The sequence below is a fragment of the Haematobacter genomosp. 1 genome (assembly GCF_002196855.1).
Classification (GTDB): Bacteria; Pseudomonadota; Alphaproteobacteria; order Rhodobacterales; family Rhodobacteraceae; genus Haematobacter.
Genome location: NZ_NIPW01000040.1, coordinates 15,283 through 38,027, shown reverse-complemented (window position 1 = coordinate 38,027; position 22,745 = coordinate 15,283). Strand labels below are relative to the sequence as shown.

The 22,745-nt window shown below is 66.7% G+C and carries 19 protein-coding genes; 8 read left to right on the top strand and 11 right to left on the bottom strand.

Annotation, left to right across the window (positions count from 1 at the left end; genetic code table 11):
* Positions 1-24 precede the first annotated feature (24 nt).
* The 6 genes from CDV49_RS17420 to CDV49_RS17395 all read right to left on the bottom strand — a co-directional run bounded on the left by CDV49_RS17420 (position 25) and on the right by CDV49_RS17395 (position 6,186).
* Positions 25-1,341, bottom strand: coding sequence for a lipopolysaccharide biosynthesis protein (locus CDV49_RS17420; RefSeq protein ID WP_088216664.1), 1,317 nt, complete (start codon positions 1,339-1,341; stop codon positions 25-27).
* Between the two features lie 127 nt (positions 1,342-1,468).
* Complete coding sequence (locus CDV49_RS17415; protein WP_035713479.1) at positions 1,469-2,518, bottom strand: glycosyltransferase; 1,050 nt, start codon at positions 2,516-2,518, stop codon at positions 1,469-1,471.
* Positions 2,519-2,767: 249 nt separating this feature from the next.
* Positions 2,768-3,238 carry a glycosyltransferase gene (locus CDV49_RS17410; protein WP_035713477.1) on the bottom strand — a complete coding sequence of 157 codons (471 nt, stop codon included), beginning with the start codon at positions 3,236-3,238 and terminating at the stop codon, positions 2,768-2,770.
* Positions 3,235-3,633, bottom strand: coding sequence for a hypothetical protein (locus CDV49_RS17405; protein WP_218822000.1), 399 nt, complete (start codon positions 3,631-3,633; stop codon positions 3,235-3,237). Before CDV49_RS17405 ends, CDV49_RS17410 begins: the two co-directional genes overlap by 4 nt.
* Before the next feature lie 622 nt (positions 3,634-4,255).
* Positions 4,256-4,762, bottom strand: coding sequence for a VPLPA-CTERM sorting domain-containing protein (locus CDV49_RS17400; protein ID WP_088216661.1), 507 nt, complete (start codon positions 4,760-4,762; stop codon positions 4,256-4,258).
* Positions 4,763-5,151: 389 nt separating this feature from the next.
* Positions 5,152-6,186 carry a replication initiator protein A gene (locus CDV49_RS17395; RefSeq protein ID WP_373447814.1) on the bottom strand — a complete coding sequence of 345 codons (1,035 nt, stop codon included), beginning with the start codon at positions 6,184-6,186 and terminating at the stop codon, positions 5,152-5,154.
* Positions 6,187-6,798: 612 nt separating this feature from the next.
* Here CDV49_RS17395 and CDV49_RS17390 point away from each other — a divergent pair.
* The 3 genes from CDV49_RS17390 to CDV49_RS17380 all read left to right on the top strand — a co-directional run bounded on the left by CDV49_RS17390 (position 6,799) and on the right by CDV49_RS17380 (position 11,913).
* Positions 6,799-8,187: an AAA family ATPase gene (locus CDV49_RS17390; RefSeq protein ID WP_035713472.1), complete on the top strand. Its 1,389-nt coding sequence runs from the start codon at positions 6,799-6,801 to the stop codon at positions 8,185-8,187.
* Between the two features lie 355 nt (positions 8,188-8,542).
* Positions 8,543-9,682: a ParB/RepB/Spo0J family partition protein gene (locus CDV49_RS17385; protein ID WP_242685137.1), complete on the top strand. Its 1,140-nt coding sequence runs from the start codon at positions 8,543-8,545 to the stop codon at positions 9,680-9,682.
* A gap of 356 nt (positions 9,683-10,038) precedes the next feature.
* The gene (locus tag CDV49_RS17380) at positions 10,039-11,913 is read left to right on the top strand and encodes a hypothetical protein (RefSeq protein WP_088216659.1); all 1,875 of its coding nucleotides are present in this window, start codon (positions 10,039-10,041) and stop codon (positions 11,911-11,913) included.
* A 54-nt stretch (positions 11,914-11,967) separates the two neighbouring features.
* On the opposite strand, the gene CDV49_RS17375 is transcribed toward CDV49_RS17380, so the two are convergent.
* Both CDV49_RS17375 and CDV49_RS17370 read right to left on the bottom strand, forming a co-directional pair.
* Positions 11,968-12,975: an acyltransferase family protein gene (locus tag CDV49_RS17375; protein ID WP_088216658.1), complete on the bottom strand. Its 1,008-nt coding sequence runs from the start codon at positions 12,973-12,975 to the stop codon at positions 11,968-11,970.
* Positions 12,976-13,047: 72 nt separating this feature from the next.
* A complete protein-coding gene (locus CDV49_RS17370) occupies positions 13,048-13,761 on the bottom strand; it encodes an acyltransferase family protein (protein WP_143413196.1) in 714 nt (237 codons plus the stop codon).
* 1,170 nt (positions 13,762-14,931) lie between these two features.
* On the opposite strand from CDV49_RS17370, the gene CDV49_RS17360 reads away from it, so the two are divergent.
* From CDV49_RS17360 to CDV49_RS17345, 4 genes are read left to right on the top strand one after another with little or no spacing between them, the layout of a single operon-like run.
* On the top strand, positions 14,932-16,110 hold the full coding sequence (locus tag CDV49_RS17360; RefSeq protein WP_088216655.1) for a glycosyltransferase: 1,179 nt from the start codon (positions 14,932-14,934) through the stop codon (positions 16,108-16,110).
* 42 nt (positions 16,111-16,152) lie between these two features.
* Complete coding sequence (locus CDV49_RS17355) at positions 16,153-17,133, top strand: NAD-dependent epimerase/dehydratase family protein (protein WP_035714984.1); 981 nt, start codon at positions 16,153-16,155, stop codon at positions 17,131-17,133.
* A complete protein-coding gene (locus tag CDV49_RS17350) occupies positions 17,130-18,296 on the top strand; it encodes a DegT/DnrJ/EryC1/StrS family aminotransferase (RefSeq protein WP_088216654.1) in 1,167 nt (388 codons plus the stop codon). Before CDV49_RS17355 ends, CDV49_RS17350 begins: the two co-directional genes overlap by 4 nt.
* The gene (locus tag CDV49_RS17345; RefSeq protein WP_088216653.1) at positions 18,289-19,503 is read left to right on the top strand and encodes a hypothetical protein; all 1,215 of its coding nucleotides are present in this window, start codon (positions 18,289-18,291) and stop codon (positions 19,501-19,503) included. Before CDV49_RS17350 ends, CDV49_RS17345 begins: the two co-directional genes overlap by 8 nt.
* On the opposite strand, the gene CDV49_RS17340 is transcribed toward CDV49_RS17345, so the two are convergent.
* From CDV49_RS17340 to CDV49_RS21135, 3 genes are all read right to left on the bottom strand, one after another.
* Positions 19,421-20,053: a VanZ family protein gene (locus CDV49_RS17340; protein ID WP_179209251.1), complete on the bottom strand. Its 633-nt coding sequence runs from the start codon at positions 20,051-20,053 to the stop codon at positions 19,421-19,423. The genes CDV49_RS17345 and CDV49_RS17340 overlap by 83 nt on opposite strands.
* A 341-nt stretch (positions 20,054-20,394) precedes the next feature.
* Positions 20,395-21,138: an SDR family NAD(P)-dependent oxidoreductase gene (locus tag CDV49_RS17335; RefSeq protein WP_035714978.1), complete on the bottom strand. Its 744-nt coding sequence runs from the start codon at positions 21,136-21,138 to the stop codon at positions 20,395-20,397.
* Positions 21,139-21,144: 6 nt separating this feature from the next.
* A complete protein-coding gene (locus tag CDV49_RS21135) occupies positions 21,145-22,173 on the bottom strand; it encodes an AMP-binding protein (protein WP_373447816.1) in 1,029 nt (342 codons plus the stop codon).
* Between CDV49_RS21135 and CDV49_RS21130 the strand changes: the two genes are divergently transcribed.
* Entirely contained in the window at positions 22,081-22,410 is a 330-nt protein-coding gene (locus tag CDV49_RS21130) for a pentapeptide repeat-containing protein (RefSeq protein ID WP_373447815.1), read from the top strand. The genes CDV49_RS21135 and CDV49_RS21130 overlap by 93 nt on opposite strands.
* Positions 22,411-22,745 lie beyond the last annotated feature (335 nt).

The window sequence follows — 22,745 nt, the reverse complement described above, 5'->3', positions numbered from 1 at the left end:
CGCACAACTGCGAAACGTTCCGCCTCATGCAGAACTCCCCTCTCGCTGCCGGCGGGCGGCGCGCGCGAGCTCGAAGAAGACATAGCCGCTGGAGAACAGGTAGAAAAACACCATTATCATGCTGTAGCTGGCCACATAGACCTCTGCCTCCGCCCCGGTGCGCCGGCAGGCCCAGTAAAGAACCAGCAACAGGGCCACGCGCAATCCGTTGATGATCAGATAGGCCGCCAGATTGCCCATGATGTTGAACACCTGCATGAGCGGCGTCGAAGTGACCTGGAACAGCATGTAGAGCGCGAGCCATGAGGCGAAATATCCCGCCTGCGCCCAGTTCGCCCCGAAGACCAGGGAGAAAAGGGACGGTCCCCAGAAGGTCACGACGAGCGTGGGCAGGATACCCACCAGAAACAGCCGCTTCTGGATGATCTTGCTCAGATCGAAGATGCGGCCCGCCTGACGCCGGCCGAGCTTGGCGATCTCGCCGTAATAGGCATTGCCGAGGGTCTGGGAGATGATCACGATCGGCAGCGCCATGACCTGCATGGCAAGGCCGAACTGCCCCGTCGTCGCGGGATCGTAGAGCGAAGCCGAAAAGATGAGGGGCGCCTGCATGGCGAAGGCCAACAGGAAATGCGAGGGCAGCCGGTAGATCGGAAAGCTGCGGAAGCGCCAGGCGAAGTAGCGCATGCGCCGCCAGGAAACCATGCGGAAGCTCTTGCGAAAATCCGGCAGGAAGGCGCGCAGCATCCGCCCCGACCCTCCCCCGCTTGCAAGAACCCCGCCGAGCAGCAGGCCGATCGGCCCGGCAGCGGCAAGGCCGAACCCGATCTTGGCGAGGCTGCTGGTGATGGACTGGCTGATCTGGGACTGCGAGATCACCCGGTAGTTCCGCCGCCTGACGCCCCAGGACAACAGCATCTCATAGGTTACCGAGGCGATCAGGCCCACGGGGACCAGCCACCACCAGGGCGCCAGATCCTCCATGGACATGCGGGCGAAAAGCCGCTCTCCCCAGAAGAACAGCACAAGCGTCACGACCGCGATTATCGTGAGGGCGCAGGTCAGGGAAAGCACGAAAAGGTTCATTGCCGCGCCGTCGCTGCGCTGCTGGGCGATCGGCGTGCCATAGCGCAGCGTCAGCAGCGGCGCGATCATCCCGGTAAAGGCGAGCATGAGCGCCGCGATGCCGAAATCATGGGAACTGTAGAGCCGGGTCACGATCGGATAGCTGGCAAAGCCGATGACCCGGGCCGCCATCCCGCCGATCGCCAGAATGCTCATGCCCCGGAACACGGCGCCCGCGGGCCCGCCGAACAGGGCTGATTTCAGTTTCTGCCGCATGGGTGCTCCGCGGGAAGGAAGGGGGGATTGCATGCCAACGGGCGTTCCACTCTGGTCGGGTTGCCGCCCTGCGGCGGGATCGGAGGTCATCGTTCCGCTGTCACTCGCCACTCCGCCATCATCCCTGTCACCCGATACCGAGATCCCGCGCCAGACGCAGGTATCCCTCCCCCAGCCGGTCGGGAGGCAGTTTCAGCAGCTGATCGAGCGCGCGGAGCGCGTCGCGCGTTCCCTTGAGTTCCGCCCGCGCCTCTGCCGAACGGATCCGCGGCAAAAGCCCCATCATCCGCAACCGGGCATAGGAATAGGTGCGCGCACGGATATCGGCGACCTGCGCCGGAGCCAGCCTGCCCGAGCCGAACTGCTTGGCGAAGATGAGGCCACGGTTCAGGATGCTCATCGCGGCGTGATGATACGGATCCGGCCGCCCGGCGGGGGCACGATGGTGATAGACCCGCGCCCGCCTTGCCGCCACGAGCGCACCGAACCGCATGGCCTGAAAGCTCGCGTCGATATCCTCGAACAGGCCGTAGCCCGCGAAAGCCTCCTCGAACCCGGAGGGGCGGATCGCCGCGGTGCGGAAGGACATGAGATAGCCGGTCATCCAGCCGACCTTCACCGCATCCTCCTCCTCCAGCCAGTCGGGAGCGGGCACGAGATCGGCAAGCGCATTGCCCATCGCGGGGAAAGGATTGCGGTCGGCGATGCCCCGTTCGAGCCGGTGCCGGAGCCGCTTCATCCGTGCCTCGCTCCGATGGGCATCGCTGATCTGGTAGCTGCGCCCCAGATCGATGCCGGGGGGCGGCTCGGGCGCATCGACGCAGCGCACGCCGGCGATCATCTCCTCCCCGTCCCGCTCATAGATGCGCAGGAGCGCCTCCGTCGTGCCCGGATGACAGAGGGAATCGTCGTCGGGGAAGAACACGACCGGGGCCGTCACTTCCGTCAGGCCGAGGTTGCGCTGCCGCGTCAGCCCCTTGGCCGACCGCATGAGGCGCAGCGGCACGTCGGACTGCGGGCGCAGCCGTTCGACCAGATCAGCAACGGGCGCCGCATCGTCCGAGCTGTCGACCACGATGATCCTTGAGGGCCGGCGGGACTGCCCGATCAGCAGGGGAAGGCAGAGTTCAAGCGCATCCGGGCGGTTTCGGGTAGCCACGACAACGTCGAAATCCATAAGTCTGGCAGCCCTTGCGCTAGTTCGTCCCCGCATCGGAAGGCCCCGATACATTCTTCAATATAAACGGAAGTTCGGGAAACACAAAGTGGGTTCTGCATTGCAGCATCGGAGGGCCGGCCTGCAGGCAGGGCTGTGCTTCGGGGCACTCCCCTCCGTGAGGAAAGCCCCTGCCCGCGCGGCCTCCCCCTCCCTCCCCGGCTCCCGCGGGTTGCCGGGGCCCGAAACGGCGCGATGAGGCGCAAGCGATCAGGAAAAGATTTCCGCCCGGAGACGGGTGAGCAGGTTCTGACGGGAGAGGGACTCCTCCGCCTTCATGGGGGCGAGGTCCGGCTCCGACAGAAGGGCTTGCAGATCCTCGCGCGTCTCGGCGATGTGGATGCCGGGGATGCGGTTCATCTGGGAAACCGTCGCGAGCTGGTGATCGTTGCGGTGTTCGCCGAAGGCCACGCGCCGCGCCATCAGGACAAGGGGTTTCTCCGCCTTCAGCCCCGACAGGATCGTGCCGATCCCCGCATGGCCCACGATGACGCGCGCCGCGTCGAAATGCTGCTTGAACTCACGCGGGGCCAGGAAATCGACGCTTTCAAAGTTGGCAGGTTTCACGCGGGCATTGCCGATCTGTCCGAAGATGGCCTCCTGGAGGCTGGGCGCGACCTCGTCCATCGCCTTCACCAGACGATCGAACGGCAATTGGGTGCCAAGGGTCAGAAAGATCATATGACGCTTCCCCAGTAGGCCGGCTGGTTCTCCTTTTGCGCCAGATGTTCCCATTGTGTCAGGGTCACGTGGCAGAATTTTCGGGCCAGCTTGCCGCTCAACGACAGCTTCTCGGAATTGGCGATGCTGTCGATCCAGATGGTCTTCGCCCCGAAGACCCGGCCCCAGAGCAGGCAAAGAAGCCCGGGAGCGGCGCCGGTGGACAGAATCACATCCGGTTTCAGCCGGCTGACCAGAACGAAGGTCTCCCCCAGACCGCGCAGCATCTTCAGCGGTTCGTTCTGGTTGTAATCCCGGAGCGAAAGAAAGGCGGGCAGATCGTAATGCTCCGCCTGGCGGGCGTCGGTGCAGGCAAAGGTGACGCTCCCCCCCTCGAAGGCGGGGGCGATCTGCATGAGCTGCTCCCAGTGCCCTCCCGTTGATGCCACGGCCAGAATTTTGGGGCTGTGGGATGAGCCACTCTTCTTCATCATGGGGAGTTCTCGGCTGACAGGGTCACCCGCATGAAACCGGAAGTTCGCTCCGCGTGCAAGCGGTTGCAGGGGCTTTGGCGGCGCGTTCTTCGGCTTGGGCGGGAGAGAGGCTGCCCGGTCACAGGCCGGCGGGGGAAGCTGGGAATGTCATAGAAGATCGACAGGATGTAGATCGCTAGGCCGGGGGTCTGCAGGGTCGGGAGCGCCAGGTCGGGTACAGGTCGGGGATCGCGCTCCAGGCGTTGGCCGGCCGGTGCTGGTCGGGAAACGCTGGCCGGAAGACGCTGGCCGGGAGGCCGGGCCGGGGATGGAGGCAGGAAGAATTCCGCATCCGCCTGATACCGCAGCGGCCATGCGGGGCGGACAGGCCAACGGCTGGCCTCACATCTTCAGGGGCTGCTGGTTCAGATGCTGCTGGCGCGCGCAGTCCGGCGCGCAGGACATGTCTCCGTGCGGAGCGCTCATCCGACCCTGTTTCGCGCGCGAAACATCCGAAAGGAAAGACCGCCCGAAGGCGGCCTTTCCCGGCAAGGATAATCCGGTATCAGGCGGCTTTGGCGTCCGACCGGCGGGTGCGGGGGACGATACCCGCCGCGCCAAGGCCGGCCAGCAGCAGAAAACCGGCGGCCGGAAGCGGCACCGAGGACGGGGGCACCGCCTCGGATATCAGGGTGAGCGTCACGCCCACCGGGCTGGCCACGCCGTCAAAGAAGGTGACGTAGAAATCTTCCGATGTCGTGAAGCTGGGCAGCGTCCCGCCGGCGGTGGCAAGCGGCGCACGCCCGAAGAAGGTGCCGAAGGTGCTCCAGGTATAGGCTTGACCGCCGTTGATGGAGAAGGTCACGTCGAGCAGATCGGTGAAATCGCCCGATCCGGCCAGACTGAAGTCGAAGGTCATCGGGCTGTCCACGATGACGTTGAAGACCACCGTGCCGCCCGGAGAGAGCACGTCGGTGGCCGAAGTCAGCTCGCCTGCAACCGGTGTTATGGTGACCGCCGGAGCCGCGACGGGGAGTGCTGCAAGAAACGCAGCCGCGAGAAGATGTTTCATGTTGATCCTTATTGTTTGGGGTCGTCAGACCGCTTTGGGGGAGCGGAAAAACATTAATTCAACTTTTAGTAGCAAGACCAAGGTAACAAACTGAAAGAATTACAACAATAGGGTTAATACCGGATCTCAAATGCATCTTAAGGGTGCATTCCGTCAACAATTTAACAACCTTAAGGCGATCTTATGTAACAAAGACAACCTTTTCGTTTCTTGCCCCCCGCAGATGCCTCGGAAACTCGCCTGACTGTTTTCCGATCCGCAAAGAACCGCCCCCCGGAATCCGGCGGATTGTTTACGGTGAGAGAGGCGCGCCCCGCCTGCCCTGCCCTCCACAGACCCGGTCCGCGTGAAGCTACGATTCGGGAATGTTTCGCGCGCGAAACATCGGGTCAGCCCTTCTCTGCCGCCCGCGCCCGGACATAGCCGAGGAAGGCCTTCCGGGCGGAGGCCAGCCGCGGCCGCCCGGTCGCGGCCCAGTAGCGCCGCCAGTCCGCCTCCAGCGCATAGATATCCCAGCCGGGGGCCAGCGCCCGCGCCTCCTCGATCGCCTCGGGCGTGAGCTGCGGCGCGCCGAGCGGCGTGCGCGCCCGCTCCACCACCTCGCGCGGCGTGACGCGGAGCACATCGCCCGCCTCCTCCGCCAGCGTGTAATCGGGCAGGGTATCGGCGGCGATCATGTCGCGGATCATCTTGCGGAACACCCGGCGGGGAGAGGCGGAACCGGATTTCTTGTGCAGCACCTCGATCGACACCCGCCATTCCGGCTGCCGCCCGCAGTGCTTGCGCGCCAGCTCATAGACCCGCCGCTCCAGCGGCTTCCTGAGCCGGAAGTAGTCCCGCGAAAGCGTCAGGACCGATTTCGACAGCACGGCCCGGTAGAGCCAGTCCGACAGGGTGACGGAGACGGAGATCATCCGCCCGCCCCGGCTATGCCGCACGATCTGCCAGGCCTCGATCATGCCGAAGCCGGTGGTCGTCTCGGTTTCTCCGGTCACCATGTTGGTGGTGATGCGGGTGCCCGCCAGCCGCTCGAAGGCCTCGCGGAGCCGCTGGTAGCCGTCGCCCGACGCCTCCCGCCCCGTGGCCGCCATCAGGTCGGCCGCCTTGAGCCGGAGGCTCCGCGACACCGGGCGACCGGCGTTGATCGCGGCCATGAGCTGGCTCACGCAGAAGATCAGGATGTCCTTGTCGTGGATCGTGGCGAGGCCGCGGACGGAGGGGGTCACCGTGATCTCCACCCCGTTATGGGCATAGGCGAGGATGCGCAGGTCCGGCCGGGTGGAGAGCGAGAACATCGGATGCTCCATGCTCCCCAGATCGTCCTTGGGCAGCGCATCGAAGATATCCGCCACGAAGAAGCCGCCCCGCGGCAGTTCGGCCGGAAGGCTCGCAGCGGGTGCAGTTCCGGGCACAGTTTTGGGCACCGGCAGCCCCTCCGCCCGCGGGGGTTTTCGGCGGCGGGAACCGGCGGCCGTCATGCCCCCCGCCCCCGGCTGCCGCCCGGTTCCGCAGCCTGTGCCGCGCCTGTCTTCCGCATCTGCCCGACCCTCTCCGGTCCCCTCTGACGGGGTGACTCGTTTCGTGGTTTCAATGACACCCTAGAAAGCGCGCGTCCTTCCGTCCAGCGCCGCGGGGGAGGGCGATGCAGATCCTGCGGCCCGCCGAGCGTGGGATCGGAATCGGAGCGACGTGGTTTCCGAGTCGGAGAAACGGGGTTTCGGATTCACTCCTGCGCCTGCGAGCCACCGCTCACCCCGTGAAATCAGGGCTTTGCGGAGAGGGCGTGATCCCGTAACTGTGAAATAACTCCATACCTAACACCGACCCCCGCTGAAGCCGTGACAAGCGCGCCACAAATGAACGAAAAATTGCGCGCGCCCCTCCTTCGGAACCCCTTTATTTGCTGAGAAAAAATGGGCTGTGTTCGCTTTTATGTTTCATGTACCGCGTTTTGTGATATGTCTTAAAAAAAGCGATACATTGGTGGATAACCGCCGCGCGAAAGGGGCAGGTGCAGACCTGCCGGAGGGATGCAGATGAGCACGGGACCGGAGGCCGATCCTCCCTATTTCAACATCTCGCCCGATGCGGCGCTGGCGGAACTGGGCGCCCCGGTGACCAGCCGCGGCTTTGCCGAAATCGCCGCCGCCTGTGCCCGCGGGCGGGAGGATCTGGTGGGCCGGGGGCTCGATGCGCAGGGGCAGAAACGGCTCCGGCTCTTCTCCACCTGGGAGATCACCAGATACCTGATCCCCGTCGCGCCCCAGCATTTCCGCCGGGTACTGCGCCAGAACCCCGAGCTGCCGCAGGGCGCCTCGGAGACGGAGGGTGGCGCCAAGTGGTTCACGCTGGACGAGGTGCTCAGGCTGCGCGCCCATTTCGCCGCCGAAGGCTCCCGCGCGAAGGAATATCAGCCCTACCGGCCGAAGGGTCAGCCCGCCAAGATCGTCGCGGTCGCGAACTTCAAGGGCGGGGTCGGCAAGACCTCCACCGCCGCACATCTGGCCATGTCGGCGGCGCTCGACGGCTACCGGGTGCTGGTGGTCGATCTGGACAGCCAAGGGTCGATGACCTCGATCTTCGGCGGTCAGGTGGCGGATGAATGGGGCACGGTCTTTCCGCTGCTCGCCCGCCACTATGCCCGCCACCTGCGCGTCTCGAATGCCGGGCGGATCGACCGGGGGGAGGCGCCGATCCCGATCGACGACACGCTGAACGACGCGCTGAAGGTCACGGCGGAAGAGCTGATCCGCCCGACCCACTGGCCGAACATCGACCTGATCGGCGCGCAGCTCAACCTCTACTGGGCGGAGTTCCAGATCCCCGTCTGGCGCATGGCCGCGCGCGGCTGGAAGCTCTGGGACGCGCTCTCCGAAAGCCTCGCCGAAGACGGGGTGCTGGAGAAATACGATCTCGTCTTTCTCGATACGCCCCCCGCGCTCGGCTACCTGACGATCAACGGGCTGTCGGCGGCGGATATCCTGCTCGTCCCGATGGGGGCCTCCTTCCTGGAGTTCGATTCCACGGGGCGGTTCTTCGACATGCTGCATTCCACCTTCGCCTCCATCGAGGAGGGGGAGAATGTGGCGGCCCGCGCGCTGGGGCGGCCGGAGCTTTCCTTCGAATGGGATGCGGTGCGCGCATTGGTCACCCGTTACGACGGCGCGCAGCAGGCGGAGCTGGCGGGGCTGATGCAGGCCTATCTGGGCCGTACCCTCTCCCCCTCCCGCCAGGGGTTCACCGCGCTGATCGGCCAGGCGGGGGAGCAGGTCGCCGGCATCTACGAGGCCGATTACCGCGACTTCAACCGCGACACCTATATCCGCGGGCGGGAGACATTCGACGCGACCTATGCGGTGTTCAAGAAGCTGCTGCTGGGCTGCTGGCGGCGGGATGAACTGGCGTCGCGGGAGGCGGCCGAGTGATGTTTCGCGCGCGAAACATCTCGGGTCGTCCAGAGCTTTTGCAGGGGCTTTTACAGGGGCTTTTGCAGACCAAGGCAAGCGGCGTGATCCCGGAGCTGGCCCGCCCCGATGCGGCCCGGATGGCGGCCCATGGTGGCTTGCTGCCGGATGTCGCGGCGGCCGGGTGGGGCAAACCCCGGTGCCGGCAGAAGCCGACCAGGGCCGGCGGGGATGTCCTCATGTCCTGCCGTCCCGCCAGCTGGCCCGCCAGCAGGGCCTGTCCCGCTTGGTCTGCCCCGCGTGGTCTGCCTGCCCTGGTGGCCCAACCAAATCCTGATGTTTCGCGCGCGAAACATTCCTGACCCGGAGGAGTCTCATGGCCCGCAAGCGCCTCACCCTGCCCTTCGCCGCCGAGCCTGACCCGGCCGATATGCCGGAGGGCCCGCTGGAGACGAAATCCATGCCCTTCGGCCCGGCCTCCCGGGCTGTTTCGCCCGTCCCGCCCGCCGCCCCCGCGCCGCGCCCGCCCCCCATCTCCCGCATCGCAGCGGAGACGGCGGCCACCGCCGCGCTGGAGGCGCTGGCGGGAGAGGTGGCGGAGGCCCGCGCCACGGGACGGATGGTGGAGGCGCTGCCTCTCGACACCATCGACACCGGCCATCTGGTGCGCGACCGGGTGAGTTTCGATGGCGAGGATTTCGACGCGCTGGTGGAAAGCCTGCGCCTCCATGGCCAGCGCGCCCCGGTGGAGGTGATCGACCTCGGCCAAGGCTTCCGCTCAGATCTGCACCTCAGTTCTGCAGACGGCGAGACCCGGGGCAGGGTGATGGGACAAGGCGATGCCGCGCGCGATGCCGCTCCCGAAACTGGGCGCCGCTACGGCCTGATCTCCGGCTGGCGGCGGCTCTCCGCGCTCCGGCGGCTCCATGCGGAAACGGGGGAGGCGCGGTTCGCAACCGTGCTGGCGCTGCTGCGGACACCCGAAAGCTCGGGCGCCGCCTATGTCGCCATGGTGGAGGAGAACGAGATCCGCGCGGGCCTGAGCTATTACGAGCGGGCCCGCATCGCCGCCAAGGCGGTGGAGGCGGGCGCCTTCGCCGATCGGGGAGAAGCGCTCCGCAGCCTTTACGCCACGGCGAGCCGGGCCAAGCGGTCGAAGATCGGCTCCTTCCTCAACCTCTACGACGCGCTGGATGGCAGTCTCCGCTTCCCGGCAGCAATCGGTGAGCGGCTGGGGCTGCAACTGGCGCAACGGCTGGCGGAGGAGCCGGAGGCGGGGGCGGCTCTGGCCCGCCTTCTGAGCAGCGGGGAGAGCGCGGATCCGGCCATGGAACTGGCCACTCTTGCCCGGTGGGCCGAAGCACCGCGATCCGCCCTCCGGCAGAAGACCGCCGCACAGGAGATCCTGCCCGGCATTGCCATGACGGGTGGCGCAAGGCGCATCGTCCTCAGCGGCCCGGCAGTGACCCCGGCGCTCCGCGACCGGCTCGCGGAATGGCTGCGTCTGCAGGGCTGACGTTTCGCGCGCGAAACACGGGGGAGCTCGTGTTCGCCTTCGGGGCCAGGCGAAACACGTGGGGAGGCCGAGCGTGTCGCCTGAGGGAGCTGAATGTTTCGCGCGCGAAACATGGCCGGAGAGGGAAGCGGCCCCGAATAGCGGTGACGGATCGGGTGAAACAGGATGGTCCTCCACATCTGCCCTTCCGGCCGCTCCCCCGGGGGTGCCGGCAGCAGACAGGCGCGCGGCCCCTGCGCAGGGCCAGAGCTCTGGACGGGATCGGAAAGTGATTTGCATTGCCGTCCCAAGGCGTCAGTCTCAGACGGACGGGCCTGCCGCTCCCCGCCGGGCCGCCAGATGCGGACGCTGACGCCATGATCCTCCCTGCCTTCCCCTGCCGCCGGGCGACGATCCATGCCCTTTCCCGGGCGAGGCACCGCTCGCCGCCGGGAAAACGGGGCGCCTCGGCCCTCCGCCTGCTTCCGGCGACCTTGCTATGCGCCCTGCTGGCCACCGCCTTCGTCGCGCTGCCGGTGACGCGTCCCGCGGCCGCCTCCCCCCCTTCCGGGCAGGTCGTGACGCCGGAGCCGACGGAGACCTTCACCGTCAGCTCGTCCGACGGGACGGTCCGGATATCGGGTCTGATGCCGGAAGGATCGCAGATCGGCTATACGTCGGACCCGCAGCGCCAGGCCGTCATCGTGCCGCCTGCGGGCGGTATCGTGCGCATCGTGTCGCGCAGCCCTGCGACGACGACCGATGCCTATGGCCGGACGATCCACGGCGCCACGCTCAATCCGGGGCCGGAGCGCCGCGGATATGATCAGCGGGCCAAGTCCCAGGACGGCCGTATCAACGCCATGCATCAGCCCGAGGCGGTGGCGCAGTTCCCGCTCGAGATGCGGCGGGGGGACATCCTGGTGGCGGCCCGGTCGCATATCCGCCGCGCCGGAGACTCGGGCACGTCGCTGGTGGACGAATATTTCGGCCTGATGATCGGCGACACGCTGCCCGGGCCCAACGACTTCGCGCCCCCCGTGAACCGGGCGGCGGTGGCGCCCATCGTTCTGGAGCGGGTGGATGTGGATCACATCCTGCGCGTCCTTCCGCGCCGCTCCGCCGCCGGCACCCGCCCGCCGCGCGACCTTGAGGCTTATCTGGCGCGGGCGGAGATGTTTCAGGCCTCGCTCGGCACGAACACCATTCCGGGAAACGGCGCGGAGCAGGGCGGTTACCGGGAATACATGCCCTATGGCACGGGGGTGATGGACAGCAACTACGGGCGGGAGGTCGCGGCGATGCAGGCCGCGATCCTGCCCCTCCTGTGGACCGATGCCGGCAGCCCCGAGCAGGTCAGGCGCGCGGTGAAGGCGGTGATTTCATGGGGCATTCAGGTCCGCGGTCTCGATCTCGGCCCGAACGGGGGGCTGTGGTCCTTCATGTTCCCCATGGTCTATCTCGAGCAGCACTGGGCGGGGGCGGATCTCTCAGGGTTCATCATCGGGGACCGGGGGCAAAGCTCCCCCGCGGGCGGCAACATCCTCGGCCAGTATTACGTGGAGACGGAAGAAAGCCTCGCGCGGTACCGCACCCCGCATGAAAGCCTCGACCTGCCGTTGATCACCCGCATCCGCACCGTTGTCAGCGTGGCAGGGCCGAAGGTCACCATCTCCAACAGCGAGACGGAACGGCCGAACAGCAACATGAGCAAGGGGGGGCTGGCGGGCCTGCTGCTGAAATCCGTCGACGGTGCCAAAAGCGCCCGTATCTCCCAGCCGCGGGGGGGCAATGTGAGGGGGGATATCACCCTGACCCTCATGGGAGGCAACCCGTTCCGTCCCGGGGATCGGGTCTTCATGTCGGAGGACGGGACGCTGAAACCCGGCGATCCGAACTGGGCGATCCGCTGGGGCACCGATACGCGCAGCGCGCGTCAGGCGGACAATCCCTCACCCTTTGCGGATTACCGGGTGATCGCGACGGGGCTGGAATTCGTGATGGCGGCGCAGGCGCTGGGGATCGTCCAGCCGTCCTGGAAGGCGAGCCTTGTGGAATATGCCCGCCGCACCGTTCCCCCCACGGGGCGGGAGTTCGGCGACTATCCCTCTGCGCAATGGCCCTATCCGCATATCTCCGAGGACGAGGTGACCGGGCACAACAATCCCCGCGACACATGGGGCCTGCGCCTGTGGCGCAAGCATTGGCCGGAGCTGGCCAAAATCCCGCAGAGACCCGCTTCGGCGCCGTGAACGGGTTCTGCGGGGCAGGGTCGTGATGGGCTGAGGGCCGATTGCCCGCCAAGGTCAGCGCCAGCGTCCCTCGCCATCCGGGGTGACATCGAGTTGGCTCGGGGCACGCAACGCGCCGATCCGCGCCCCGAAATGCTCCATCAGGCCCTTTGGCGCGCGGAACAGCCAGGGGGCAAAGCGATCCGTGATCCGGCGCAGCGCAATGGCCAGAGCGACACAGGCGAGCGTCACCGCCGGTACGGCCCAGAGGGCGCTGTGGGAATAGCCCTTGGCCATCTTCAGAAACGGGCCCACCATTGCGAAATGCAGCACGAAGATCTCAAGCGACCGGCTCCCGACGAAGGTGAAAGCGTGCTGCACGGCGACAAGGTGTTCGGAAATCAGGATCGACGCCGAAAGGATCAGCATCACGCCCGACAAGGACAGAAGGAAGACGAGGTCCAACCGGGAGGCGAGCAGAGCGGCCATCAACGCGGCCGCCAGAGCGAACCACGGCCAGCGGCACAGCGCGGACACCATCTGTCGACCATACCAGACCGCGAAGAAGAAGAATGCTCCGTATCTGACAACGCTGCGCTGGTGGGTGGACAGGCTGCCCCAGAAATCCTGCGGCAGATCGTGGTACACAAGCAGCGACAGGGTGAGAGACAGCGCGAGGGCCAGCGTCTTGTGCCTGCGCAACAGATAGGAAAGGAGCCGGTAGATGATCAGCCCCCAGAGGAACCAAAGGTGGATCTCCGGCCTGTACCAGGATGTGAGGATATAGCTTGTCGGGCGGCCCTGAACCACGGTGTAGATCACCGTCCACAGCCCGCATATCCACAGCAGGTCCAGAAGCTTCCGGTTGAAGAAGTCTTTCCATGGACCGGACAGGGAATGGGCAACGACGACGCCGGACACGAAGAAGAACAGCGGCATCCGCATGGAGAGCAGCGGCGCGTTCACGGCAAAATAAACCGGATGAGGCGTGAACCCGACCGATGAGGACACCATCAGAACATGCCAGAACACCACGAGAATGACAGAAATGCCCTTGGCGGTATCCAGAGCATGAAGACGCATGCCGCTGTGTGCGGCTGGCTTTCCAGTCACAGCGTTTATCCCTTTATTTGAGGTGGTGCTTTTCCGGCGCGGCTAGCGGAGCCATTTCCCGATCTGGGGAAGCTGCATGACCAGCGCCGCACCCAGGCTCAGCAGGCAGATCATGATGCCGCCGGCGAAAGTATGGGTGGCAATGCCGAGAATGGCGCCGGCCACGCTCAGCATCAGGATATGCACAAGATAGATATCCATCGAGAGCTGTCCCAGTTTGCGCGTCCAGCCGAATTCCGGCGTCCGCACCATCAGCGACAGCACCATGATCGGGGGCGCAAGGATCAACTGCTGCGTGCCATCCATCCCCGCGGCCCGCAACACAAGCCCGAACAGGCAGATGATGGCTGTCACGAAAATCAGGATCCAGCCGGAGTTCCGCACGGCGAAAAGCAGCATTCCGACGCCCACGGAAGGCAGGTACAGCACCGACAGCCGGAGGATCAGGGGCAGCTCCTGCCATGACCAGACCTCCAGGCAGGCGATGGTGGCCAGGGCAAAGAGCACCAGCCAGAACAGGAGCGGCCGCCAGCTGGAAATCTGGAATGTCGTCTTTTGTGCCAGAAGGATAAGGACAGCGCTGACGGCCAGTGCCCAGGGCAGGAACCACAATTGCCCGAAGCTTCCGACCGGCGGGTGCCACGCCTGAAGCTCTTCGATGAGGCTGCCGCCCGTCATTACGGATTGTGCGACCTTTGCAAGGATCTGCAGGACACCCCAGATGAGGAATGGGTAGAGCAGTCGCCGGCCCCGCATCGCGATGCCGCGCCCACCGGTTCCTTGCGTCGCTGCAGCCCATTCAGAGTGAACCAGATCATCGCGAGGATGAAGAACCCGACAGCCCCCTGTCCGATGACGTTCAGCGGCGCGCGGGCATGGAACTGAACGATGACCAGCGCCGCGAGAAAGCGGATATAATCGACGGTGGGATTATAGCCGAGAGATATGCGGGGACCACGGCCTTCAAAAACGACCGGAGCTTGGGCAGTGTTCGGTGTGGTCATTATTCTTGCCTCTATTTTGCTCCTATGGGAGCGCGGGTTCAAATTCGATGTCCACGCCGGGAAACTGGGTATCATGCAACTGTATAAATGTTGCAGAAGCAAGCCTGTTGCCGGGTGGTTTAATAAGGCAATTCTGTAAGTTTATCAGAGAAATGTCCAACATTTTCTGACGATATATCCGATGTTTTTCGACATCAGGGCGGCTGTATTAATTGCTGTATAATTTTGCAGGACAGGGTGCGATCTGCCAAAGCGTTCGGCAGCAGCAGAATTTTCATATGAAGATGACATGAAAGGCGTGGGGTGCGCGGGAGTGGCGGGGGGTGAATGATCGATTCAGGACAGATATCCGTCACGTGAGCAGGACTTCTCCGAATGATATTAGATGCATCTTGATGGACCGGAATTGGCAACAGTCCCGGAGAATTAGCCACCCGGTTCACACGAAAGAAACACAGCGGGCGTGTTCATGGCAGAGCGGGCGGAAAGATGGAGCTCATGATGAAGGTTCCCTGCTTTTCCATTTGGTCTCCGCCATGATCTTGATGGGCCATGAGCTCGATCGACCGCGATCGGGCCGCTCCTTGATCGGGCGAGGCCGCAGACTTCGCAAACAGCAGGCAGGGCTGCCTGCCTTGCCGTCCGGCCCGGACGATTGCCGCCTGTCGCCGGCAAATCGTATTCCCGTCCGATGCTTCCCGCCCGATGCGGTTTGCGAAACGGCGGCCCGCGCTGTCATGCGGAAGGGCCGCCGCTCCACCGTCAGGCCGGCCCGACAAGGCGGCCGTCTGGGCCGGCCCTGCACGGGGCGGTTCGAAGAGTCCCGTCAGGTGAAACCCGAACTCTGCATATCGATGGATTTTCCGGCGTGATCCTCGGCCGGAAGCGTCCTAGAGTCGCATGACATAAGGGGCCGGCGATCATGCGCATCCTTCATCTGTCCGCGGATTATCCCGACCCGATCAACCCCCGGAAGCCGCGCGCCATCGCCAATCTCGTGGCGCTTGGCGGCGCGGCAGAGACCTTCGTGATCTCGCTCAACCGTGGGGGAGGGCTGGCGCGCCTCGCTATTCGGGACTTCGCCGATGCGGCGGGCGGGGATCAGCGGGCGGTGATCTACCGGGGCTGGCCGAAGGGGATCGGCCTGCGGCGGGATCTCCTCGCTCTGGCCGACCGGCTGGTCGCCGATTGCGGGGCGCGGGGGCTCAGGCCGGATGTCATTCATGCGCACAAGCTGACGGTGGAGGGGATCGTCGGCTGGCGGATGGCGCAGCGCTGGGGCGTGCCCTTCGTGCTGTCGGTGCAGGGCAATACCGATCTGCGGATCCTGCGGGCGAAACCCCTGCTCCGCCCGCTCCTGCGCCGGGTCTGGCAGGAGGCGGCCATCGCCTTCCCCTATGCGCCCTGGGCGGCGGAGGGGGTCGTGGCGCATCTCGGGCCGAGACCGGCCCCCACCGTTCTGCTCCCCTGTCCGGGGCCGGCGGATGCGCTGATCGCCCCCGTCCTGCGGGGGCCGCGACTGGTCACGGCGTTTCAACTGGCCGATCACCGGCGCAAGAACCTTTCGCGGCTGGTGGCGGCGGCGGCCCTTGCGGCGCGGGATATGCCCGGCCTCACGCTGGATATCCTGGGCGACGGGCCGCAGGAGGTGCGCCGGTCGCTCGCTCGGATGATCGCGGCCCGCGCGCCGGGTGTGGCGCGGCTCGCCGGACCGGTGCCGAACGGGGCGGTTCAGCAGGAGTTCAACGCCGCCGCGGCCTTCGTGCTCGTCTCGCGGGCCGAAAGCTTCGGGATGGTGTTTGCCGAGTCGCTGCTGGCCGGTACGCCCTGCCTCTATCCGCGCGGTCAGGCGATCGGGGGATATTTCCGTGAGGGCGATTTCACCCTGTCCGCCGATCCCCGGGATACCCGCGCCATCGCGGCGGCCATGCTGCGGATGGTGCGGGAGCAGGGGGAGATGAAGGCCCGCCTTGCAGATGCGCAAGGCAGCGGAGCGCTCGATTTCCTCCGCCAGGAAGACATCGGCGCCCGCTATCGCGGGGGGCTGGCCGATGCGCTGCAGAATCAATCGACAGAGGTGAGGCAATATCTTACCTTATAGATAGTTAATTGTTCAAAAACATAATTTTCCTCTGGAGAGGCCATGCGCGTTCTGATCACCGGCGGGGTGGGACTGATCGGCTCTCACCTGACACGACGGCTCCTGGACGAGGGGCACGAAATCCTCGTGCTCGACGATTTCACCTTCAGCTATTCGGCGGATCTCTCTCCGCGCATACAGACCGATATCGCCTATCGGACCAGTGTGCTGATGAAGGGCGCGCGGATCGAACGCTGCTCGACGATGGAGAAATCGCGCCTGCGCGCCCTGCTGACCGGCTTCGGCCCGGACTGCGTCGTCCATCTGGCGGCCATCCCGCTCGTCACCGTCGTCTCGCGGCAGGTGGAGGCGGCCGCCCGCTCCCTCTCGGAGGGCATGATAAACCTGCTGGAGGTGTTGCGCGAAGCTTCCGGGGTGCGGCGGTTCGTCTATGCCTCCTCCTCCATGGTCTATGGCGACTTCCAGCAGGATCCGATGCCGGAGGAGGGTCCCTGCAATCCCGTGAACGTCTATGGCGGGCTGAAGCTCGCGGGGGAGGTGCTCGCGCGCTCCTATCTGAAGCCCACGGGGATGGAGACGGTGATCGTGCGCCCCTCCGCGGTCTATGGCCCGACCGATCAGCATCGCCGGGTGGTGCAGAAATTCTGCGAGGCGGCGCTGCAGGGCGGGTCGGTCATGCTCAGCGCGAAGGACCACACGATGGACTTCACCTATGTCGATGACATTGCCGAGGGGTTCCGGCTGGCCGCGACCCATCCGGCCGCAGCGGGGGAGACCTTCAACATGACCTATGGCCAGGCCAGGCGCCTGATCGACCTTGTGGACGTGATCCGCAGCTTCCACCCGGCTCTTGCCCTCGGTTCGGATACTCTCGACGATCACGACCGGCCGACGCGGGGCACGCTCTCCATCGCGAAGGCCAGGCGGCTTCTGGGCTATGCGCCGCGCTATCCGCTGGAGGCGGGCATCCCGGCCTATCTCGCGCATCTTGCGGGGCGCGACTGGCGGATGGCGGCGGAATGACGGTGCAATCCCGCCCGACGGCATCCGAAACAGCCAGCGGCACGCCCGAACCGGTGCCCTTCTTCGGTATCGCGCGCGAGAATACCGCGCTGGAGGCCGAGCTGCTGCCCGAGATCTCGCGCATCCTGCGGGCGGGAGAGATGGTCAACAATGCCGATGTGCGCGCCTTCGAGGCAGGGGTGGCGGAGACGGCGGGGCGGGCCCATGCCATCGCGACCACCTCGGGCACGGATGCGCTGGCCTTCGCGCTGATGGCGCTCGGCATCGGGCCGGGGGACGAGGTGATCGTGCCGGATTTCACCTTCATCGCCTCCGCCTCGGCGATCCTGCGCACCGGGGCGCGGCCGGTCTTCGCCGATATCGGAATGGGGGAGGCGGAGCGGGAGGAGGCGCCCTGCACCCTCGACCTCTCCGATGCCGAGCGGCGGCTGACGCCGGCCACGCGGGCCATGGTCTGGGTCGGCCTGTTCGGCGGTATGGGCGACCCCGCTCCGGTGGAGGATTTCGCCCGCCGCCACGGGCTTTTGCTAGTTGAGGATGCCTCGCAGAACTTCGGCGCCGCCTGGCGGAACCGCCCTGCCGGGGGGATGGGGGATATCTCCAGCTTCAGCTTCGACCGGTTCAAGGTGCTCTCCGCGCTCGGCACCGGAGGGGCTGTCGTCACCGATGACGGGGAGGTCGCAGCGCGGCTCCGCGCGTTGCGCTATCACGGGATGCACGAGGGGCAATCCCGCATGCTCGGCTTCAATTCGCAGATGCCCGCCATCACCGCCGCGGCGCTGAACGTCAAGCTCGGCCACCATGCGCGGTGGGTCGCGGAGCGGACGGCCATTGCCGCGGCCTATGACGCGGGGCTTGCCGGCCTGCCGGTCACGCGGCTGTCCTGGCCGCGGGACTGCCACCATGTCTGGCACAAATACGTGCTGCTCGCCCCCGACCCGGATGCGCTGGCCGGTCACCTTGCCGCCCGCGGCATCGCCACCCGCCGCCATTATGCCCGCCCGCTCCACCGCGAGCCGGTCTTTGCCGCCTTTGCCGATGGGGCCGGTTATCCCGCGGCGGAGCGGCTGGCCGATGAGGTGCTGTCCCTGCCGATGCATGCCCAGCTCACCGGGGAGGAGGTCGCGCGGGTGATCGACGCGGTGACCGGCTTTTATGCCTGACACCGGTATATCTGACACCGGTATCCCTGAGGCCGGGCCGGATCGGGGGCAGGACGCCGAAGCGGCCCGCCCCTGGGCCGGGGCAGAATTCGGCGCAGAATGCGGCGCCGAATCCGGCGCAGAAGCGGGGCCGATCCACGACGCGCTGATGATCGGCACCGGCCCGCCGATGCTGTTCCAGGCGATCGTGCTTGCCGAAGCCGGGCAGCGGGTGATCCTCGTCGATGCCGCATCGCGCCCGGGCGGGTCGTGGCACCTGCCCGAGGTGCTGGGCTACCGCTCGGTCGAGGTCGGTGTGCATCTGATGGAGAACCGCGCCCATATCCACCGGGTGATCGAGAACCTGCTGCCGGAGGAGGAGATCCTCCGCGACACGCCGGATTTCGGCCTCTGGCGCGGGCGGCGCATTCCGATGCGGCTCACGCGGGTGCTGCTTCACGGGCTGGTGGCGGGGAAGTCCGCGCTCCGGGGAAAGCCGGAGAAGGCGGGCCATGCGTTCGCCAATGCCGGGCTGGCGCTGCGCCATCTCGGCCTGCCGATCCTTTATCCCCGGGGGGGATACAGCGCGGTCATGGCGGCGGCCCTGGCGCGGCTGGAGGCAGCGGGCGCGAGGGTGGTGCAGGACTGCCGGATCAAACGGATCCGTATCGGCCCGGCGGGCGTGCTGGCCGAAACCGCACGAGGCCCGGTCCGGGCGCGGAGGCTCGTCATGTCATCGCGCGCCCATGCGCCGATCGCGGGGATGGAGCCGCTCTGGCAGGATTGCCTGCGCCTCCGCACCTTCAGCGCCGTCCTGCATCTGGAGGGGCCGCCCCCCGGTTTCGCGGGTTACGTGGAGGTGATCGGGCACGGGGTGGTGAAGCGCGCCCGGAACGTCACCGCCTTTGCCGTGCCGGCCGTCGCGGCGGGCCGGTCGCTGGTCACGGTCCAGTTCCGCGATGATCCCCGGATCGCCGATCCCGCCACGCTGGGCGAGGAGGCGCGCGACTGGCTGGCGCGGCTCGGGCTTCTGGCGGCGAAAAGCCGGGTCATCGGCACGCACCGGGATGATTTCGATCTGGCGACCCTGCCCGCACGGGCGCTGGCCGCGATCGAGGCACGTCACCCGGACCGGGTCACCGTGCTCAGGACGGTCGATCTCGGGGATCAGGGCTATGCCGTGGCGCCTGCTCCCGCCCGCCTGCCGGTTGCCCGCGCGCTTCCCTGAGGGCCCGTCCTCCGCGCCACAGCGCGAACCCCGTCATCACCCCCGCGAAGTTCATGATCAGGTCGTCCACGTCGAACAGCCGGTAGGGGCAGGGATAGAGGCCCCAGTTGCCGGTGATCTGGGTGAGTTCGATCCCCAGGGTGAGCGTGGCGGCAAATCCCGCCGCCAGCAGCCACCGCCCCGTCACGCCCGCGAGAGCGAGGCCGATCACCATGCAGACCAGATAGTTCATGATCGTGGAGGCCACGGTGAGATTGGTCACCCAGGCGGAAAACGGCGCGCCGTTTTCGATCAGCCGGGTGAAAGCGGGCAGGAAGTGAAAGGGCTGAAACTGGGTATGCACCTCGTCCGGCACACAGGTGAATGTCGCCCGGTCGGGAAAGGGATAGAGGGCGAGGGTGATCATGAACAGCGTCGAGAGCAGCAAAAGCAGCCCGCTCCCGCCGATCCGCCGTCCCACGATCCGCAGCCCCAGAGCCGCGCCTGCGGTCATCAGGGTCGCATAGACAAGGGCCATTGCCAGATAGGTGGCGATCTGGAGGGAGGTCATGGTTTCTTGGCTTTCCGGTCTGTCTGAGGGCCCAGGGTCTTTGGGTTTGGGTCTTTCGGGAGTGGACCTTTTGAGGGCGGACCTTTTGGGGAAGGCAGGCGCGCCGCCCAGCATATCGCCGCGCGCCGCCGCCGTCAGCGGGCGCGCGCGCGACTATCGGTCACGACATGTCCCCTGCGGCGTTGCCGCGGAAGACCTGCCCGACCGCCCGTCAGACAGCCTGATGTTGCACCCCTCCGCCAGCGGGGACGCATCCCGCGTCCCGCTCCTCAGAGCACGACTGCCGCCGTGCCGGAACCTGGGGCCTGCAGTCGGAGCCGCCCTGTTTCGCGCGCGAAACGTCAGGCCGTGGAGCCGCCGTCCACCGTGATGACGGTGCCGGAGACCTTGCCGCCGTCGGGGCCGAGCAGATACATCACCGCGCCCGCCGCATCGTCCGGATCGGGCAGGCCGAGCGGCGCGCGGCGCTTGATCGAGTCCATCTTGTCCGACGGAATGCCGAGGCTCATCTCCGTGACCATGTAGCCCGGCGCCACGCAGTTGACCGTGATCCCCCGCTTGCCGAGTTCGCGCGAGAGCGAGCGGGTGAACCCCTCCAGCCCCGCCTTGGTCGCCGCATAGGCGGCCAGCCCGTTGAACCCGGTGGAGGCGATGATCGAGGAGATCGAGATGATCCGCCCCGCCCGCGCCGAGAGCATGGAGCGGGAGGCGTATTTCGCGAAGACGATGGCGGAGGTGAGGTTCACGTCGATCATGTACTGGATGTCGGTCAGGTGCTGGGTGGCGAGCACCCCGTCCTTGCCGATGCCGGCATTGTTGACCACGCCCCAGATCGGCCCGTGCCGGTCCACCGTCTCGCGGATGAAGGGGGGGATCGCGTCCAGATTGCTCACGTCGAACGGGTGGAACTCCACCTTGTCCGCGCCGTATTCGGCGATCAGCGCCTCATAGGCCGGGGTCAGCTTCCGCGACAGGCCGACGAGCCGGTAGGACGGATCCGCCGCCACCCGGCGGGCGATGGCAAGGCCCAGGCCTTGCGAGACACCGGTGACGATGACGGTCTTCAGGTTCGGCGGGGTCGTCATGGGGGATCAGGCCTTTGCTTGGGAACGGACGATCTTGCCGGCGGCATTCGTCTCCAGATGATCGGCGAAACGCCACATGGCGGGCACGGCCTCCCGTTCGAGATGGGCCTGTGCATGGGCCATGAGCTCCCGCTTCAGCGCCGCGCGGTCGGCGGCGGGGTCGGCGGGGACGATGGTGGCGACGAGCAGGTTGCCGGTGATCGGGCTGGATTTCGCCGTGACCTGGGCAAGGCTCACCCGCGGATCGGCGGTCAGCACCGCCTCCACCCGTTCGGGATAGACCTTCACGCCGCCGACATTCACCACACCGCTGTCGCGGCCGAGGAAATGCACCCGCGCGCCCTCCGTATCGGGGCGGATCTCCACCTGGTCGCCGGTGCGGACATAGCCCTCCGCATCCATGTCGAGCTGGTTGTCCCCCAGATAGCGGGTCCGGTGCGCCTCGGGGGGGCGGAGCCAGAGCATCCCCTCCTCCACCCGCATGGCAAGGCCGGCGGGGGCCTCGGCGGAGAGGTAGCTTTCGGGGAAGCCCGCCCGGCCGTCGTTCACGGCAAAGCCCACGCCGATCTCGGTCGAGGCATAGATATGGGTGACGCGGGCCTTGGGGAACCGCGCGCGGATCGCATCCAGCACCGGCTGTTCGGCGATCTCGCCGCCCAGCGTGATCTGGCGGAGGGGCAGCCCCTCCACCCCCGGCGCCATGAGCAGCCGCCGCCAGAGCGTCGGTGTGGCGGAGAGATGGGTGACACCTGCCGCCGCCATCTCCGCGACCTGCTCCCCAAGGGCGGCGTCGCGGTCGATCGCGGCCAGCGTGCCGTGGCCGGTCATCGCCTGCAGCCCCACCTGCATCCCGGCAAAGCGGGTCATGTCGTAGAGCAGCCCCCAGACCGGCAGAGCCTCCGGCCGCGTTCCCCGAACGGACCGGGTGAGCGAGGCCACGCTATGGGTGACGATCTTCGGCACGCCGGTCGTACCCGAAGTGGTCATGAGCCAGGTTGTGGCGACGGGCGCTGTGGCGCCTGCCGGGCCACGCACCGCCTCCGGGGTGAGGGTGGGGAGGGCGCCTCCGCTCCGGCCGGGAGCCGCGCCGGCCGGAGCCGATTGCGGGTGGCCGGACTGTGTAGGGTCGGACTGTGTAGGGTCGGATTTTGGGGGTTCAGACTGTGTAGGGTCGAACTGTGTAGAGCCGGACTGTGGGGGTTCAGACTGCGGGGAGCCAGACTGCGGAGAGCCAGATTGCGGGGAGCCAGATTGCGGGGAGCCGGACTGTAAGGCGGAAGCCGCGGCAGTCGCGGTTGCGTTGACCGCTGATGCCGCTTCGGCGCTTGCCGCTCCGGGTGAGGGGGCAGCGGCTTCTGCGCTCGCCCTGCTCCCCTGCGCCGTTTCGGACGCCTCGGCGGCGGTTGTCCCGACGGTCAGCCCAAGAGTTGGCCCAGTGGTCACCCCCGTGGATGGCCCCGTGGTCGCCGCAGCGGCTGGTCTGGCGCCGCCGCCCGATACGGCGTCTTCCGGTGCGGCGTCTTCCAATGCGGAGGGAGCGGGCCGTGCTGCGAGAAGCTCCTCCCGGTCGGTAACGATATGGGTGATCCCCGCCACCCCCGCCAACG

Bases quoted from the DNA above. Each gene is read 5' to 3' on its own strand.
- CDV49_RS17420 (WP_088216664.1), bottom strand. From the start codon at position 1,341: ATGCGGCAGAAACTGAAATCAGCCCTGTTCGGCGGGCCCGCGGGCGCC.
- CDV49_RS17415 (WP_035713479.1), bottom strand. From the start codon at position 2,518: ATGGATTTCGACGTTGTCGTGGCTACCCGAAACCGCCCGGATGCGCTT.
- CDV49_RS17410 (WP_035713477.1), bottom strand. From the start codon at position 3,238: ATGATCTTTCTGACCCTTGGCACCCAATTGCCGTTCGATCGTCTGGTG.
- CDV49_RS17405 (WP_218822000.1), bottom strand. From the start codon at position 3,633: ATGCAGATCGCCCCCGCCTTCGAGGGGGGGAGCGTCACCTTTGCCTGC.
- CDV49_RS17400 (WP_088216661.1), bottom strand. From the start codon at position 4,762: ATGAAACATCTTCTCGCGGCTGCGTTTCTTGCAGCACTCCCCGTCGCG.
- CDV49_RS17390 (WP_035713472.1), top strand. From the start codon at position 6,799: ATGAGCACGGGACCGGAGGCCGATCCTCCCTATTTCAACATCTCGCCC.
- CDV49_RS17385 (WP_242685137.1), top strand. From the start codon at position 8,543: ATGGCCCGCAAGCGCCTCACCCTGCCCTTCGCCGCCGAGCCTGACCCG.
- CDV49_RS17380 (WP_088216659.1), top strand. From the start codon at position 10,039: ATGATCCTCCCTGCCTTCCCCTGCCGCCGGGCGACGATCCATGCCCTT.
- CDV49_RS17375 (WP_088216658.1), bottom strand. From the start codon at position 12,975: ATGCGTCTTCATGCTCTGGATACCGCCAAGGGCATTTCTGTCATTCTC.
- CDV49_RS17370 (WP_143413196.1), bottom strand. From the start codon at position 13,761: ATGCGGGGCCGGCGACTGCTCTACCCATTCCTCATCTGGGGTGTCCTG.
- CDV49_RS17360 (WP_088216655.1), top strand. From the start codon at position 14,932: ATGCGCATCCTTCATCTGTCCGCGGATTATCCCGACCCGATCAACCCC.
- CDV49_RS17355 (WP_035714984.1), top strand. From the start codon at position 16,153: ATGCGCGTTCTGATCACCGGCGGGGTGGGACTGATCGGCTCTCACCTG.
- CDV49_RS17350 (WP_088216654.1), top strand. From the start codon at position 17,130: ATGACGGTGCAATCCCGCCCGACGGCATCCGAAACAGCCAGCGGCACG.
- CDV49_RS17345 (WP_088216653.1), top strand. From the start codon at position 18,289: ATGCCTGACACCGGTATATCTGACACCGGTATCCCTGAGGCCGGGCCG.
- CDV49_RS17340 (WP_179209251.1), bottom strand. From the start codon at position 20,053: ATGACCTCCCTCCAGATCGCCACCTATCTGGCAATGGCCCTTGTCTAT.
- CDV49_RS17335 (WP_035714978.1), bottom strand. From the start codon at position 21,138: ATGACGACCCCGCCGAACCTGAAGACCGTCATCGTCACCGGTGTCTCG.
- CDV49_RS21130 (WP_373447815.1), top strand. From the start codon at position 22,081: ATGGGTGACGATCTTCGGCACGCCGGTCGTACCCGAAGTGGTCATGAG.